This is a genomic window from Lutibacter flavus, assembly GCF_900188355.1.
Classification (GTDB): domain Bacteria; phylum Bacteroidota; class Bacteroidia; order Flavobacteriales; family Flavobacteriaceae; genus Lutibacter; species Lutibacter flavus.
The window spans coordinates 1267788-1283676 of the sequence record NZ_FZNX01000001.1; the positions used below are offsets into that span (position 1 = coordinate 1267788).

Annotated in this window: 16 protein-coding genes and 1 other RNA gene; 10 read left to right on the forward strand and 7 right to left on the reverse strand. The window is 29.9% G+C overall.

What is annotated here, in order from left to right; genetic code table 11:
* Positions 1 to 170 precede the first annotated feature (170 nt).
* Positions 171 to 1721, forward strand: a complete 1551-nt coding sequence (locus tag CHB63_RS05570) for a T9SS type A sorting domain-containing protein (protein WP_089377411.1) — start codon at positions 171 to 173, stop codon at positions 1719 to 1721.
* A 9-nt stretch (positions 1722 to 1730) separates the two neighbouring features.
* On the opposite strand, the gene CHB63_RS05575 is transcribed toward CHB63_RS05570, so the two are convergent.
* Complete coding sequence (locus CHB63_RS05575) at positions 1731 to 2534, reverse strand: SDR family oxidoreductase (RefSeq protein WP_089377597.1); 804 nt, start codon at positions 2532 to 2534, stop codon at positions 1731 to 1733.
* A 70-nt stretch (positions 2535 to 2604) separates the two neighbouring features.
* Positions 2605 to 2703, reverse strand: an RNA gene (ffs, locus tag CHB63_RS05580) — signal recognition particle sRNA small type.
* A gap of 179 nt (positions 2704 to 2882) precedes the next feature.
* Between ffs and CHB63_RS05585 the strand changes: the two genes are divergently transcribed.
* The 4 genes from CHB63_RS05585 to CHB63_RS05600 all read left to right on the forward strand — a co-directional run bounded on the left by CHB63_RS05585 (position 2883) and on the right by CHB63_RS05600 (position 8018).
* The gene (locus CHB63_RS05585; RefSeq protein ID WP_089377412.1) at positions 2883 to 3410 is read left to right on the forward strand and encodes a DUF4199 domain-containing protein; all 528 of its coding nucleotides are present in this window, start codon (positions 2883 to 2885) and stop codon (positions 3408 to 3410) included.
* A gap of 18 nt (positions 3411 to 3428) precedes the next feature.
* Positions 3429 to 4376 (forward strand): glycosyltransferase family 2 protein, encoded by a 948-nt coding sequence (locus CHB63_RS05590; protein ID WP_089377413.1) that lies wholly within the window; start codon positions 3429 to 3431, stop codon positions 4374 to 4376.
* A gap of 74 nt (positions 4377 to 4450) precedes the next feature.
* Positions 4451 to 6166 carry a phospho-sugar mutase gene (locus tag CHB63_RS05595; protein ID WP_089377414.1) on the forward strand — a complete coding sequence of 572 codons (1716 nt, stop codon included), beginning with the start codon at positions 4451 to 4453 and terminating at the stop codon, positions 6164 to 6166.
* 28 nt (positions 6167 to 6194) lie between these two features.
* Positions 6195 to 8018, forward strand: a complete 1824-nt coding sequence (locus CHB63_RS05600; RefSeq protein ID WP_089377415.1) for an ABC transporter ATP-binding protein — start codon at positions 6195 to 6197, stop codon at positions 8016 to 8018.
* A 40-nt stretch (positions 8019 to 8058) separates the two neighbouring features.
* Here CHB63_RS05600 and CHB63_RS05605 read toward each other — a convergent pair whose 3' ends face one another.
* From CHB63_RS05605 to CHB63_RS05625, 5 genes are all read right to left on the reverse strand, one after another.
* Positions 8059 to 9483, reverse strand: a complete 1425-nt coding sequence (locus CHB63_RS05605; RefSeq protein WP_089377416.1) for a CCA tRNA nucleotidyltransferase — start codon at positions 9481 to 9483, stop codon at positions 8059 to 8061.
* Positions 9484 to 9586: 103 nt separating this feature from the next.
* The gene (locus CHB63_RS05610; protein WP_089377417.1) at positions 9587 to 10150 is read right to left on the reverse strand and encodes an L-threonylcarbamoyladenylate synthase; all 564 of its coding nucleotides are present in this window, start codon (positions 10148 to 10150) and stop codon (positions 9587 to 9589) included.
* A gap of 2 nt (positions 10151 to 10152) precedes the next feature.
* Positions 10153 to 11187: a CDP-glycerol glycerophosphotransferase family protein gene (locus CHB63_RS05615; protein WP_089377418.1), complete on the reverse strand. Its 1035-nt coding sequence runs from the start codon at positions 11185 to 11187 to the stop codon at positions 10153 to 10155.
* A 3-nt stretch (positions 11188 to 11190) separates the two neighbouring features.
* Positions 11191 to 11871, reverse strand: a complete 681-nt coding sequence (locus CHB63_RS05620; protein ID WP_089377419.1) for a phosphocholine cytidylyltransferase family protein — start codon at positions 11869 to 11871, stop codon at positions 11191 to 11193.
* Between the two features lie 139 nt (positions 11872 to 12010).
* Complete coding sequence (locus CHB63_RS05625; RefSeq protein WP_089377420.1) at positions 12011 to 12826, reverse strand: 2,3,4,5-tetrahydropyridine-2,6-dicarboxylate N-succinyltransferase; 816 nt, start codon at positions 12824 to 12826, stop codon at positions 12011 to 12013.
* 100 nt (positions 12827 to 12926) lie between these two features.
* Here CHB63_RS05625 and ruvX point away from each other — a divergent pair, with 100 nt between their 5' ends.
* The 5 genes from ruvX (at position 12927) to mazG (ending at position 15864) form a co-directional block, all read left to right on the forward strand.
* Complete coding sequence (gene ruvX / locus CHB63_RS05630; protein WP_089377421.1) at positions 12927 to 13337, forward strand: Holliday junction resolvase RuvX; 411 nt, start codon at positions 12927 to 12929, stop codon at positions 13335 to 13337.
* 76 nt (positions 13338 to 13413) lie between these two features.
* Positions 13414 to 14001 carry a peptide deformylase gene (gene def / locus CHB63_RS05635; protein WP_089377422.1) on the forward strand — a complete coding sequence of 196 codons (588 nt, stop codon included), beginning with the start codon at positions 13414 to 13416 and terminating at the stop codon, positions 13999 to 14001.
* Positions 14002 to 14005: 4 nt separating this feature from the next.
* Entirely contained in the window at positions 14006 to 14428 is a 423-nt protein-coding gene (locus CHB63_RS05640; protein WP_089377423.1) for a DUF5606 family protein, read from the forward strand.
* Positions 14429 to 14467: 39 nt separating this feature from the next.
* Positions 14468 to 15022 carry a LicD family protein gene (locus tag CHB63_RS05645; protein WP_176420260.1) on the forward strand — a complete coding sequence of 185 codons (555 nt, stop codon included), beginning with the start codon at positions 14468 to 14470 and terminating at the stop codon, positions 15020 to 15022.
* A gap of 62 nt (positions 15023 to 15084) precedes the next feature.
* On the forward strand, positions 15085 to 15864 hold the full coding sequence (gene mazG, locus CHB63_RS05650; protein WP_089377425.1) for a nucleoside triphosphate pyrophosphohydrolase: 780 nt from the start codon (positions 15085 to 15087) through the stop codon (positions 15862 to 15864).
* Positions 15865 to 15889 lie beyond the last annotated feature (25 nt).

Genomic DNA, 15889 nt, shown 5'->3' on the forward strand with positions numbered 1-15889 from the left:
AAGTAGACAAATCTTTGGTTTTTGAACCGCTAGGGAAGAAAAAAATATCATTCATTTAAAACAGAATTTTAATTTACATATAATACTACCTGATTTAAAGCCTAAGAAAGTTGTATTTTTGTTAAAGATTTTTTATATTAAAGTGCTATTTTGAATTATATTGAGGACCTATGAAAAAAAATATTTTTATTACAGCTATTTTATGTTTCTTTTTAAACATAACATTTATTAATGCTCAAAAATCTTTAACTGCATCATCTGCTCAAGGTACTGCTACATCTAATACTGCTGTGAATGTCTGGAATACTGTAGCTTCAACAACACTTAATTTAACAGCAGGTGTAAAGGTATTAGTAGAAGCAACAATTGAAGTTCAAGTAACTAGTGGGAATAGTGATATAAATACTCAATTTAGGTTGACAGATGGTACTAATTTTGGTCAAATTATTTCGCGTTATGTAGCAACAAAAACATATACAGACAAGGGGATTGTCGCAATTTCATTTATTTTCGATTATGGTGCGGGTTTTACAGGATCAAAAACTTTTAGCTTAGAACAAGCCAAAACTACAACTGGTGTAAGTAAAATTTTTACATCAAAAGCTGAAATTACTGCTATTGAGATAGCTAGTAGCAATGTTAGCTTACCTAATGGGCAAGCAACAACTGTTTCAGTAAGCACTGCATCTTCAACTTATGTAGCAGCTGCAAACACAAATAGCATTGTACTTGAAAAACCTGCAGATATTTACATTGTTTCAACATTTTCAACCAGGGCTGCAAATGCTCCGGCAGTAGGGGCATGGTCTTTACAAGAATCTATAGATAATAGTACTTTTACAGATATTCCCAATTCTCAAATTACAAGATCTATTATAGCCGCAAATGAAAATGGTAATGGTGCCGCTACTTTAGTCACTTTAATTAAAAATAAACCTGCCGGGAATTATTATTTTAGGCTAGCGCATAAGGTAAATTCTGGAATAGATATTATAACCTCTGGAGCTACAATATCTGCTGTTGTTTTAAGAAGTACAATAGCCACAGGAGACGATGTATTTCCTGCTTATAGTGATTCCCCTCCAAGTGCAACAAGTACTTTAAATAGTTATAGCGACATAGCAACGGCTTCTATAACAGCTCCTACAAATGGCTTTACAGATAATATGTTTTTTATGCATGCCACCTATAATATGTCGGCTTCGGGTGCTAATATAGAATATGCTACCTACAAATTTGGGAGTTCTGCAGGAACATTACCTCTTTTTGAAATACAGCGCTATGTTCTTAATGGAACAACAGGTAGTGGAGGATTGATTGGTATTGTAAGTGGAATAAATGAAGGAACCTCTTTTAATGCTTCTTTTCAGCATAAAAATTCGGGTGCAACGGGTACCCTAACTACTTCTAATGTAGGTACTATAGGTTTTTTTCTAAATAGTGACCCTTTTAGCACACTCTCAATTGAAGAGGATATCTTAAATACTAACATTTCTATATATCCAAATCCTGCCCAGGAACAATGTTATATTAGTAATAACGTAACCGATGGAGAAACTTCTTTTAAGTTTTATACATTAACCGGACAGTTAGTGCATTCCATAAATGTACTGCCTAAAACCAATACTAAAGTAAATGTTACAGGTTGGGCTTCTGGAATTTATATTATGAAAGCTACTAATAATGGTGTTAATATTGCAAAAAAATTAATTATAGATTAAGCTAAGTGCTTATAATTTATAATGATTCATTAATAATTTTTCATAAACTTTATCTGGAAGTATTTTTTTTAATACAATAGAAAATTTCTGCATAAAATCTCCAACTTTGTAGTGTATTTTAGGTTTTGGAGTTTGGATAATTTTATAAATAGCTGTTGCCATTTCTAGAGGATCTCCTCCACTATCAACATGCGCATCCATTAAATTTAAATTTTCTTGGTATTTTTCTTTATAAGGAGAATCTTCAAAAATAGGAGTATGATACCTTCCTGATGCAATATTGGTTGCAAAATCTCCTGGAGCAACATTAGTAACTTCAATACCAAAGCTTTTAACTTCCATTCTAATAGCTTCTGTAACAATTTCCAAAGCACCTTTTGTAGCGGAATAAATTCCTCTAAAAGGCAACCCCATATAACCTGCTATGGAAGTTACATTTATAATTAGCCCACTTTTTTGCGCTCTCATTTGGGGTAAAACAGCTTTCATAACATCAATGGCTCCAAATAAATTGGTATCAAAAACTTTTCGCATTTCGGTAGTTGGAGTATCTTCAATAGAACCAGTAATTCCCATACCTGCATTATTGATCAAAACATCTAATTTTCCTTCAGATTTTATAACTTCAGAAACTGCTTTTGAAATACTTTCAATATCATTGACATCTAAAGCAACTAATTTAAATGGATGATTTTCAATATTTTGAGGTTTTCTACTCGTACCGTAAACAATAAAACCTTTTTTAGATAAAAACTCACCAACGGATTTGCCTATACCAGAAGAACCTCCAGTTATTAAAACTACTTTGCTCATATTAGGTAAAATTAAACTAATTACTTTAAATAAAAAATCCTGCAAAAGCAGGAAGTACATTTTAAATAAAAAAAGGCAAGCTACCTACATCACACCGCTACAACCTAATACCTTTGCTGCGTTCCCGCCCTGGAGGATTCAAAGGGAGCTGGTTGTGTAGGACTTGCCCGCGGCAAATTTACAATCATTTTTTAGTATAAACAATCATTTTTTTTATATTTTTATGTAACATTTTTAAAGAACTGTTTACTAATAATTTATTACAAATAAATATTAATGTTAATCTAAAACTTTACATACTAAAAGTGTATTTAGTATATTTGTTAATCTAAAACTAAACAAACAATTATGGAAAACCAAAAATCAACATCATCAAAACAAGTAATGTTAAACTATGGCTTAATTTTAGGAGTAGTTTCTATTATTCTTTCTGTTGCTATTTATGCAATGGGTAAAATTTATGACCAAGGATTTGGAGTTATGGCCGCCAGCTTTGTAATTATGGCTGTTATTACTTTTATGGGATTAAAAAACTTTAAAGAAGGTAATAATAACCTTTTAAGCTTAGGAGAAGCTTTAAAAATTGGTTTAGGAATAGCATTAATTGGTGCTGTTATTTCAGTAATTTACAACCAAATTTTCATCAACTTTATTGAGCCAGATTTTATGGAAAATATGATGAAAGTGGGTCAAGAAAAAATGTTAGAACAAAATCCAAATATGACAGATGAACAATTAGAAATGGCAATAGGTATGCAAGAAAAAATGTCCAGTCCACTAATTGGCGCTGCTATGGGTATTGTTGGAAGTTTATTCTTTGGATTTATTATTTCATTAATTGAAGGTTTAATTCTAAAAAGAACCGAAGAAGATTAAAAAATACACATATTATAAATGGATATATCAGTAGTTATTCCACTACTTAATGAAGAAGAATCTTTAAATGAATTACACGATTGGATTGCAAAAGTTATGCAATCCAATCGTTATTCTTATGAAATACTTTTTATTGATGATGGTAGTACAGACACCTCGTGGAAGGTTATAGAAGAACTTTCTAAAAGTAATACAAATGTAAAAGGTATTCGATTTCAAAAAAATTACGGTAAATCACAAGCTTTAAACGCAGGTTTTAAAGAAGTCCAAGGTGATGTTGTAATTACTATGGATGCAGACTTGCAAGATAGTCCAAATGAAATTCCGGAGCTTTACAACCTCATTAGAAAAGATGGTTTTGATTTAATTTCCGGTTGGAAAAAGAAACGTTACGATTCCAAAATTAGAAAAAACATACCCTCAAAATTATTTAATGCAGCCGCACGTAAAACTTCAGGTTTAAAATTACACGATTTTAATTGTGGCCTAAAAGCCTACAAAAATGAAGTAGTAAAAAGTGTTGATGTAAATGGTGAAATGCATAGATACATTCCTGTACTTGCCAAAAATGCTGGATTCAATAAAATTGATGAAAAAGTAGTTGCTCACCAAGCAAGAAAATATGGCGAAACAAAATTTGGAATGGATCGTTTTGTAAATGGTTTTTTAGACTTAATTACAATTTGGTTTTTATCAAAATTTGGAAAAAATCCAATGCATTTATTTGGATTATTAGGTACAATTATGTTTATTATTGGTTGTACTTTTGCTTTTTATTTAGGAATAGATAAATTGTTTTTTCATCAAACAGGCAGACTTATTACACAAAGACCAGAATTTTACATAGCATTAGTTACTATGATTATTGGCACTCAATTATTTTTAGCTGGATTTTTAGGAGAGATTATTTTAAGATCAAAATCTGACACAAAAAGATACTCTGTATCAAATAAAATAAATCTATAACGTTTTAGTAGAAAGGGCTATTTATTTACACTCAATTACAGTATTTTTGCGATAAAATTAGAATATATTATACTATGACTACAATATTAGAAAAAGCAAAACTTTGGTTAACTGACACTTTTGATAGTGAAACTCAGCAAGAAATTCAACATTTAATTGATACCGATCAAGATCAGTTAGCAGATCGATTTTATAAAGATATGGAATTTGGTACTGGAGGAATGCGAGGTATTATGGGTGCTGGGATTAACCGTATTAATAAATATACATTAGGAAAAGCTACACAAGGTTTGTCTAATTATTTAATTAAAACTTTTTCTAATAAACAGCTTAAAGTAGCTATAGCTTTTGATTGTAGACATAACAGTAAATCATTTGCAAAAATTGTTGCAGATGTGCTTTCGGCAAACGGTATTAAAGTTTTTCTTTTTGAAGATTTACGTGCAACACCTGAACTTTCATTTGCAGTAAAACATTTAGGCTGCGATGCTGGTATTGTTTTAACAGCTTCTCACAATCCACCAGAATATAACGGTTATAAAGTTTATTGGAATGATGGCGGACAAATAGTTCCTCCACACGATAATAAGATTATTGATGAAGTTAATAGCTTAGATTTTTCTGAAATTAAATTTGATGCAAATGAAGATTTAATTGAAGTTATTGGAAAAACAGTTGATGACGCTTTTATTGATGCTTCAGTTAAAAATGGAACTTTTGATATTAAAGGAAGAGAAAATTTAAAAGTTGTTTTTACTTCATTACATGGAACTTCAATTGTTTCTGTACCTGATGCTTTAGGAAAAGCTGGATATAATGATGTAAACATAGTAGAAGAACAAAGAGTACCAAATGGAGATTTTCCAACAGTTGTTTCACCTAATCCTGAAGAACCTGCTGCCTTAAAAATGGCAACAGATTTAGCTGATAAAATTGGGGCTGATATTGTTATAGGTACCGATCCAGATTGTGATAGATTAGGAATTGCTGTTAGAGATTTAGAAGGAAACATGAAGTTATTAAACGGGAATCAAACAATGTGTTTAATGACGAACTTCTTAATTAAAAACTGGAAAAAAGAAGGTAAACTAAATGGAAATCAATTTGTTGGATCTACAATTGTTTCAACCAATTTAGTAAATGAAATTGCATCTAGTTATGGAGTTGAAACTAAAGTTGGTTTAACAGGTTTTAAATGGATTGCAAAAATGGTACGTGAAGCTGAAGGTGAACAAGATTTTATTGGTGGTGGAGAAGAAAGTTTCGGTTATATGGTTGGTGATTTTGTACGCGATAAAGATGCTGTAACTGCTACATTATTAGCTTGTGAAATAGCAACAAATGCAAAAGAAAATGGCAGCTCTATGTATCAAGAATTATTGCAAATTTATGTTGATAATAATTTCTACAAAGAACATTTAATCTCTTTAGTTAGAAAAGGAATGGATGGAGCAGAACAAATTGCTCAAATGATGGTTGATTTACGTAAAAATCCAGTGAGTGAAATTGATGGTTCAAAAGTGAATTTTGTTTATGACTATGAAGCATCAACAAAAACTAATTTAATAACAAATACAGTTCAATCTATTGATATTCCAAAATCAAATGTTTTAATTTATGAAACTCTTGATGGAACAAAAGTTGCTGCCAGACCAAGTGGTACGGAACCAAAAATTAAATTTTATTTTAGTGTTAGAGGAGCTTTAGACGCTGTTGAAAACGCTAAAAAAGTTGAAGCTGAATTAGACGCCAAAATTCAACGTATTATTGTTGAAATGAAACTAAACTAATTCTAAGGCTTAACCAATTAAATAATTAATGAAATATTTTAGGCAAATATTAGTATATGCAAAACCGTATAAAATGTACGGTTTTTTTAACATTATTAGTAACATCTTCTATGCCCTTTTCGGAACTTTAGCATTTGTTTCGTTAATGCCAATGTTAAAGGTGCTGTTTAAAAGTGCTGAGCCAATTAATACTCCACCAGTTTATAGCGGAATTACTAAATTAGGAGACTATATTGAAAATTCTATCAATTATTTTATTACTCAAAAAGTAAATAATGAGGGTGAATTAAAAGCCTTATTATTTATGATTGTAATTATAATTAGTACCTTTTTATTGAAAAATATTTTTGGCTATTTAGCAATGTACTTTATTACTTTTTTAAGAAATGGCGTTTTAAAAGATGTTAGAAATGATCTGTATGAAAAAACTGTTGATTTACCCCTAGCCTACTTTTCTGAAAAAAGAAAAGGAGATATAATTGCTCGTATTTCTACTGATGTATTAGAAATTCAACATTCATTTTTATCTATTTTAGAATTAATAGTTAGAGAACCATTAATGATTCTTTTTACTATAATTGCTATGTTGGCATTAAGCCCGCAGTTAACACTATTTGTCTTTATTTTTATTCCAATAGCTGGGTTTGTAATTTCCTTAGTTGGTAAAAAATTAAAAAAACAATCCGATAAGGTTCAAAAAGAACAAGGGCAGTTTTTATCAATTTTAGAAGAAACTTTGGGTGGCTTAAGAGTTATAAAAGGCTTTAATGCTGAAGGCTATTTTAATACAAAATTTAAAGATTCAACTTCTAGATTTTATAAATTTTCAAACTCATTATTAAACAGACAAAATTTAGCATCACCGCTGAGTGAGTTTTTAGGTATTGGCGTAATTGCCATTTTATTATGGTATGGTGGTTCATTAGTTTTAGTAGAAAAAACTTTAGCCCCCGATGCATTTATTGTCTTTATGGGATTAGCTTACAATATTTTAACTCCTGCAAAAGCAATATCAAAAGCAGTTTACGGAGTTAAAAAAGGTGATGCTGCTGCCGAAAGAGTATTGGAAATATTAAATACAAAATCCCCTTTAGCTGACAAGCCAAACGCACTTAACAAAGTGAGTTTTGATTCTGGAATTAGTTTGAAAAACATTACTTTTAAGTATGAAGATGAATATGTTCTAAAAGATTTTTCTTTAGAAATCCCAAAAGGAAAAACAGTTGCATTTGTTGGCCAATCTGGTAGTGGGAAATCAACCATTGCAAATTTATTAACTCGTTTTTACGATGTAAATGAGGGTACCATAAAAATTGATGGTATTGATATTAGAGATATTACAAAAAAATCGCTTCGAAATTTACAAGGATTGGTTTCTCAAGATTCCATTTTATTTAACGATTCTATAAAAAGTAATATTTTATTAGGTATTGACAATAAAACTGACCAGGAAATATTGGCTGCTGCCCAAATTGCAAACGCTCATGAATTCATTAAAGAAATGCCTAATGGATACGATTCTAACATTGGAGATAGTGGAAATAAACTCTCTGGTGGTCAGAAACAACGATTAAGTATTGCGCGTGCGGTTCTAAAAAATCCTCCAATTATGATTTTGGATGAAGCTACATCAGCATTAGACACAGAATCTGAACGATTGGTGCAGGATGCTTTAGAAAAAATGATGCAAAATAGAACTTCGGTTGTAATTGCACATAGACTTTCTACGATTCAAAAAGCCGATCTAATTGTGGTTTTACAAAAAGGTAAAATTATTGAACAAGGAACTCACAATGAACTAATTGCAAATAATAACGTTTATAAAAAATTAGTTGAAATGCAATCACTTTAGAGTTCACTTCTGCTTTAATATTTGCGTTTGTCTTTTTAAGTTATTCTCTTTTCAACCCTAATTTTTCAGCACGTTTTAGCATAAAAGCATAGGCTTCGTCATAATCATTGGCAATATTTCCATCTAAAATGGCTTCTTTAATAGCATCTTTTATCTGTCCAATTTCACGGCAAGGTTTTAAATTAAAAGTTTCCATAATTAGTTCTCCAGAAATTGGTGGTTGAAAATTACGAACGTGATCACGTTCTTCCACTTCTTTAATTTTATCTCTAACAATTTTAAAGTTGTTATGATATTTCTGAAATTTAACTGGATTTTTTGTAGTAATATCCGCTTCGCACAAAGTCATTAGACTATCGATATCCTCACCAGTATCAAAAACCAAGCGTCTAACCGCAGCATCCGTAACATTTGAGGCCAAAACAATTGGTCTAGAACTTAAAAACACCATCTTTTGAACAAATTTCATTTTATTATTTAAAGGCATTTTTAATCTTTTAAATAATTTATAGACCATTTTAGATCCAACAAATTCGTGACTATGAAATGTCCAACCAACCTTTTTATCAAATTTTTTAGTTGGTGCTTTTCCAATATCGTGTAATAATGCAGCCCATCGAAGCCATAAATCATCAGTTGTTCTGGCAATATTATCCACCACTTCCAAGGTATGATAAAAATTGTCTTTATGTTTTTGACCTTCAACCTCATCAACACCTTGTAAATTTGTTAATTCAGGTAAAAAACGTTCTAACAATTTAGTTTTATGCAACAATAAAAAGCCAACAGAAGGAACATCAGACAGTATAATTTTATTCAATTCATCAATTATTCGTTCTCGTGTAATTATGTCTAATCTTTCAGCATTTCTAGTAATTGCATTTAAAGATTCCTCTTCAATTATAAAATTTAATTGTGATGCAAAACGAATTGCACGCATCATCCTTAAAGGATCATCAGAATACGTAATATCTGGATTTAAAGGAGTTTTAATAATCTTAGATTCTAAATCTTTAATACCATTAAACGAATCTAATAATGCTCCAAAATTGTCCTTATTTAAACTTAAAGCCAACGCATTTATGGTAAAATCTCTCCTGTTTTGATCGTCTTGTAAAGTTCCATCTTCGACAACAGGATTTCTGCTATCTTCATTATAAGATTCTTTTCTCGCTCCAACAAATTCAATTTCAATATCACTATAACGTAACATCGCAGTACCATAGGTTTTAAAAACCTTTACTTTTGGTTTTTTAGGTAATAATCTGGCAACTTCCTTAGCCAACTCTATTCCACTGCCAACAGCAACAATATCAATATCTTTTGGCGTTCCTCTTTTTAAAAAATAATCACGTACAAAACCTCCAATTACATAAGAATCTAGCTGTAAATTTTTCGAAGCTTTTGAAATATATTCAAAAATTGGATGCGATAATGCACCTTTGTATGTTTTGCTATCTGACATATTTTCTAATATCAAAGTCCTTAAAAATATTAAGAACGTCATTCTGAACTCGTTTCAGGTTGACGAAAACTTTTTACTTTATAAACTTCGGTTTTGTTTTAAATTATTTGCGAAGAACTATTATTTCCCCATTATCAGCTACTTTTAAAATTGTAGATGATTTATCATTCACTTTTTCGCGTTGCAAATTTACAATATAGTCTACGCTATCCAAAATTGCAGTATCAATTTCTTTAAAACAATTTGGTGTTTGGTTTCCGCTCACGTTTGCCGAAGTAGAAACAATAGGTTTTCCAAAAGCAGTAATTAGTTGCTTACAAAATTCATTCTCTGGAATTCTAATAGCTACGGTATTATCTTCAGCAACCACATTTTTTGCCAGACCAATAGGATTGTTATAAATAATTGTAGTTGGATTTTTTGAAGTTTTTAATAATTCAATTAAATTTTTTGAAACTGAAGGAATGTACTGTTTGAGCATTTCAATTCCATCTACCAATATAATCAAGCTTTTACTTTCGGAACGTTTTTTAATTTCAAAAACCTTTGCAACCGCTTCTTTATCAGTTGCATCACAACCAATTCCCCAAACCGTATCCGTTGGGTACAACAAAATTTGTTGACTCCTCAATACTTTTAACGCACTATTTATTTCTGATGTAATCATTCCTATTTTCCAAATATTTTATGAATTTTTAATCGACGTAAAAATGATAATTTTCTCTTTTCCGGCACTCCATTTTCAATAATATAAATAGAAACTGCTTCAACCATTCTTTCTGCTGACTTACCATCGTTATATGGATGATATTCTGAAACAATTTGTTGTCTTTGCTCTCTAAAATTATCTTCTGTTAAGTTCGATTTAATTTTGTCTGAAAGGTTTTTGTATTCTTTGGAATCATCCCATTGAATATTTTTTGAGCTACTTTTAAACGTAATTACTGGTTTATCCAATAATAAAAACTCATAAACAACAGAAGATGTATCACTTATCATAATATCAGCCATTAATAAAAACTTAATGATATTTCGTTCTTCTTCAACAATAATATTTTCATTTTCAGTAGCCAATTGTTTGTAACTTTCAATCAATTCAACTGACATTAAATCGTGAAACTTTACCAAAATTAAATATTCTTTATTTTTAGCAAGTTCTTTAAATTCATCAATTAAAAAACCACCTGATGTTAATGATGGAGAAAAAGTTGGTGCATATAACACAATTTTACAGGCATCATACTTACTTAATAATGCTGTTTTTTCTGAATCATATTTATGCAATTCTTTCCCATAAATATCTATTTTAGGCCAGCCTGTTTCTAAAACTTCAAAATCTTTATATTTCTTTTTTAGTTCTAAAAATTTTCGAGTAAAAAATGGCCCCTGAGTTAAGTATAAATCAAAATAATGACGAATTCTAAAATGGCCTTTTTTCTCTCCTGCAAATCCGTGAAAAATTTGAACTTTTAATCCACGTAAATAGTAAGGAACTTCATTTCCAGGAACAAATATAGCGTCGCTTTTAAATTCTTTTACTTCGTTCATGTTAGAAGTAAAAGGCTCGTTTTTAAAAGGAAATTTATCTTTTATAGGTTCGTTTACAAACCACAAATACTCATAATCCTTTTCTTTTAAAACCTGCATAATAGGTTCTAAAATTCCAAAAGCATAAGGATTCTGACAAAAAAGTACTATTTTCAAAATCTAAACTATTTTGTTGGCATTTTGTAAATCTTCTTCGAAATCAACCTCAATACAATTGTATTTTGAAATATCTATGGCTTTGATTTTTAAATTGTCCTGAGCGATTCCATTTTCCAAACCTTTCTCAAAATAATCATTGGCATCGCATTTTTCCAATTGAGAAATAAAAATATCTAAATCCTTCTTCGAAATAAAGTTAATTCCAACTGCTTCACCTAAACCATTTTTCACTTCTTTAGAAAGCTCATTTACAAAACCATCTTTAAGCGTGTATTTAACTTCCTCATCTGCAACACTTAAGGTGTTTACAGCTATAAAAGAGTTGTTTTTTTTAATATCATCAATTAAAACAGAAAGTAATTTTTCATCAAAAACAACATCTCCATTAAACCATAATACTGATTTACCTTTATGTTTTTTTAATGCCTGCAGTAAACTTTTTGAAGTATTTGTTTGATCGAAAAACGGATTGTAAACATAATTTACTTCAGGAAAACGTTCCATTATTAAATCTTTTTTAAATCCTACAACCGTTGTTACATCATTGATATCAAAATATTTTGAGATGTTTTTTAGCTGTTTAGCCATAATACTTTCTCCATCTTTTAGTGGAGTTAATGGTTTTGGAAAAGGATTTCCAAGCCTAGATCCAATACCTGCGGCTAAAATAATAATCTTCAATGTATTATAAATTTAAGTTTCAATTATAAAATACAAAAATAGAATATTAAATTTTAATTATGTTAACATTTTAAAATCGTTAAGTAAGATGCAAAAAAAAGCTCCAACATTTGTTGGAGCTTTAATTAATAGTTAATTTTTAAACGGCAACATCGTTCTCACGAAGTGCATCATTTAAACTCGTCTTTTTATTTGTACTTTCTTTTCTTTTTCCAATAATTAAAGCACAAGGAACACTGTAAGTTCCCGCTTTAAACTTTTTAGGATAACTACCTGGAATTACAACAGAACGTTCAGGAACTTCTCCTCTCATTTCAACTGGTTCATCACCCGTTATATCAATTATTTTAGTACTCATTGTTAAAACAACATTTGCTCCCAAAACCGCTTCTTTTTTAACTCTAACACCTTCAACAACAATACAACGAGAACCAACAAATACATTATCTTCTATAATTACTGGCGCTGCTTGCAATGGTTCTAAAACACCACCAATACCTACTCCTCCACTTAAATGAACATTTTTTCCAATTTGAGCACAACTACCTACAGTAGCCCAAGTATCAACCATTGTTCCTTCATCTACATAAGCTCCAATATTTACATAACTCGGCATTAAAATAGTTCCTGCAGAAATATAAGAACCGTGACGTGCAACTGCGTGAGGTACAACTCTAATCCCTTTTTCTTTATAACCACTTTTTAAAGGTATTTTATCATGATATTCAAAAATACCAACTTCTATAGTTTCCATTTTTTGAATTGGAAAATAAAGCACAACTGCCTTTTTTACCCATTCATTCACTTGCCAGCCACCTTCAATAGGTTCGGCAACACGTAAAGTTCCACTATCTAATAAATTTACAACCTCACGAATTGTATTTTGTGTAATTTCTTCTTTTAATAACTCTCTATTATCCCAAGCTTTTTCAATAATCTCTCTAATTGCTTTCATGTTCCTTTTATAATTCTTTATTTACGCAAATATAAAACTTAAAATAGTATTTCGTCCAAAATGCGTAAATTTGCACAACTTTATAAATAATGTTAACGTATTGGCACGAATTTTAGCTATTGATTATGGTGAAAAAAGAACTGGAATTGCTGTAACTGATGAACTTCAGATTATAGCTTCCGGACTTACAACCATTGCCACAAAAAATATTTTTTCCTTTTTAACTGAATATTTAAAAAGTGAAAATGTCGAATTATTTATTGTTGGAGAACCTAAACAAATGAATAATAAAGAAAGTGAAAGTGAACAATTTATTAAGCCATTTGTAGAAAAACTGAGCTTAACTTTTCCTAAGATTCCAATAAAAAGAATAGATGAACGTTTTACTTCAAAAATGGCATTTCAATCGATGATAGATAGCGGATTGAAGAAAAAACAACGCCAGAATAAAGCTTTAATAGATGAAATAAGTGCTACATTAATTTTGCAATCTTACCTTTATAACAAATAAACAATTTGTTAATAATTATATAATCTTTTGACATATAGCCTGATTATTTGTAATTTTGCAAACCAAAAAAAATTAAATGATATTACCAATTATAGCATATGGAGATCCTGTCTTAAGAAAAGTAGGAGTTGATATTGATAAGGATTACCCTAATCTAGGCGAACTTATTGATAACATGAGAGAAACAATGGTGAATGCACAAGGTGTTGGTTTAGCTGCACCTCAAATTGGAAAAGCTATTAGATTATTTATTATCAACGCTACACCTTTTAGTGAAGATGAAGAATTAGAAGAAAATGAACGAGAATTTTTATCTAATTTCGATAAGGTTTTTATAAATGCTAAAATATTAAAAGAAGAAGGAGATGAATGGGCTTTTAATGAGGGTTGTTTAAGTATTCCTGATATTAGAGAAGATGTTTTTAGAGAGGAAAAAGTAACTATTGAGTATTTAGATGAGAATTTTGAAAAACATGTTGATGTTATAGATGGCATTGCAGCCAGAATTGTTCAACATGAATACGACCATATTGAAGGCGTTTTATTTACTGATAAAATTTCATCTTTAAAAAAACGATTATTAAAAAAGAAATTAGAAAATATTACTAAGGGAATTGTAAAAGCTGATTATAGAATGAAGTTCCCAATGCTAAAAAGAAAATAAATATATGGAATTAAAAGATATTGTATCTGTGAATGGAAAACCGGGATTGTATGAAATTAAAGCACAATCTAAAGGTGGTATTATTGTTGAATCTTTATTAGACGGAAAAAAAATACCTGTTACCGTTACTCATAATATTAGCGCACTAAATGAAATTGCAATTTATACCTATGAAGAAGAAATTCCTTTGCGAATTATTTTTAAAAGTATTGGAGAAAAAGAAAACGGTAAAGAAGCAATTAGCCACAAAGAAAATGGTAAAGTTTTAACTTCATATTTTAGAGAAATTTTACCAAATTTTGATGAAGAACGTGTTTACACTTCAAACATTAAAAAAGTATTGCAGTGGTATAATTTATTAGCATCTAAAAATTTCGATTTCACCGCAATTAAAGAAGTGGAAGATGAAGTTGAAGAGAGCTCTTAACTGGTGGCCTATAACATAACTCTTACTAAAAAAAATAAGGTGGAAGCTCTGGAATTACTAGAGTTTTCTGCTAAAATAATTGAAAGTTGCAAAATTAACTATTGGTTAGATGGAGGAACTTTATTAGGTCTTGTAAGAGAAAATAGGCTGTTACCTTGGGATGATGATTTAGATATTTCAATGATGCATCCTGGCCCTGATGAATTAGCTCTAAAAGAACTAATTAAAAAGTTTAAAAAAGCTAATAAAAGAGTAAAAGTAAGATATTTTAAAAAAAATAATTATTATTTCTCAATTAATAATATTAGGGTTATAAAAATTAGAAATAAATATTTTTTTGGATTGTTAAAAGGAAATGTTTGTTTGGAAATTTTTATTAGATATAAAATAGAAGATGAAACATATTGTAAAGTAGGTGATCAAGTACAAGTAATTCCTTATAACCTTTGTAATTCATATAAAACTCTAATTTTTCAAAATTACAACTATTATGTACCACAATTAACATCAGAATACTTAACATTCAAATACGGCGATTGGAAAATCCCTGTAAAGGAATGGTGTGTATTTAATGACGATAAATCAATGATGTAAGAAACTTTACAATTAATTATTTCATTTTGATTAATTTCATTTAAATCCAAAAGTAAATAATTATGAATACTCGCGAACAACAACTTCAAGCATTTGGCCGATTATTAGACATAATGGATGAGTTGCGTTTAAAATGTCCTTGGGATAAAAAGCAAACTTTTCAATCTTTACGCCATTTAACTATTGAAGAAACTTATGAACTAGGCGACGCCATTCTTAATAATGATTTAGAAGAAATCAAAAAAGAATTAGGTGACGTTTTACTGCATATTGTTTTCTATGCAAAAATTGGTTCTGAAACCGATACTTTTGATATTGCTGATGTTGCCAACGAAATTTCCGAAAAATTAATTTACCGTCATCCTCATATTTATGGAGATGTTGTTGTTAAAGATGATGAAGAAGTCAGTCAAAACTGGGAAAAACTAAAGCTAAAGGAAGGTAAAGAATCTGTTTTAGAAGGAGTTCCAAAAGGATTACCGGCAATAGTAAAAGCGAATAGAATACAAGATAAAGTTGCTGGCGTTGGTTTTGATTGGGAAAAACCAGCACAAGTTTGGGAAAAAGTTCAAGAAGAATTAGCAGAACTTAATGCTGAAATTGAAAAAGGAAATACTGATGCGATTGAAGCTGAATTTGGTGATGTTTTATTTTCAATGATTAATTATGCACGTTTTATTAAAGTAAATCCTGAAAATGCTTTAGAACGAACCAATAAAAAGTTTATAAATCGTTTTCAACATCTTGAAAAAGAAGCCAAAAAAATTAATAAGTCATTACATGAAATGTCCTTAGAAGAAATGGATGTATTTTGGAATGAATCTAAAAAGTTTTATAAATAATTTATAACTTAGCATAGAAACTCAA

What these genes read in the sequence shown, in the direction of transcription:
- def (WP_089377422.1), top strand. Translation starts at nt 13,414, where the DNA reads ATGATATTACCAATTATAGCATATGGAGATCCTGTCTTAAGAAAAGTA.
- CHB63_RS05610 (WP_089377417.1), bottom strand. Translation starts at nt 10,150, where the DNA reads ATGATTACATCAGAAATAAATAGTGCGTTAAAAGTATTGAGGAGTCAA.
- CHB63_RS05575 (WP_089377597.1), bottom strand. Translation starts at nt 2,534, where the DNA reads ATGAGCAAAGTAGTTTTAATAACTGGAGGTTCTTCTGGTATAGGCAAA.
- CHB63_RS05625 (WP_089377420.1), bottom strand. Translation starts at nt 12,826, where the DNA reads ATGAAAGCAATTAGAGAGATTATTGAAAAAGCTTGGGATAATAGAGAG.
- CHB63_RS05585 (WP_089377412.1), top strand. Translation starts at nt 2,883, where the DNA reads ATGGAAAACCAAAAATCAACATCATCAAAACAAGTAATGTTAAACTAT.
- CHB63_RS05600 (WP_089377415.1), top strand. Translation starts at nt 6,195, where the DNA reads ATGAAATATTTTAGGCAAATATTAGTATATGCAAAACCGTATAAAATG.
- CHB63_RS05640 (WP_089377423.1), top strand. Translation starts at nt 14,006, where the DNA reads ATGGAATTAAAAGATATTGTATCTGTGAATGGAAAACCGGGATTGTAT.
- CHB63_RS05570 (WP_089377411.1), top strand. Translation starts at nt 171, where the DNA reads ATGAAAAAAAATATTTTTATTACAGCTATTTTATGTTTCTTTTTAAAC.
- mazG (WP_089377425.1), top strand. Translation starts at nt 15,085, where the DNA reads ATGAATACTCGCGAACAACAACTTCAAGCATTTGGCCGATTATTAGAC.
- CHB63_RS05595 (WP_089377414.1), top strand. Translation starts at nt 4,451, where the DNA reads ATGACTACAATATTAGAAAAAGCAAAACTTTGGTTAACTGACACTTTT.
- CHB63_RS05590 (WP_089377413.1), top strand. Translation starts at nt 3,429, where the DNA reads ATGGATATATCAGTAGTTATTCCACTACTTAATGAAGAAGAATCTTTA.
- CHB63_RS05605 (WP_089377416.1), bottom strand. Translation starts at nt 9,483, where the DNA reads ATGTCAGATAGCAAAACATACAAAGGTGCATTATCGCATCCAATTTTT.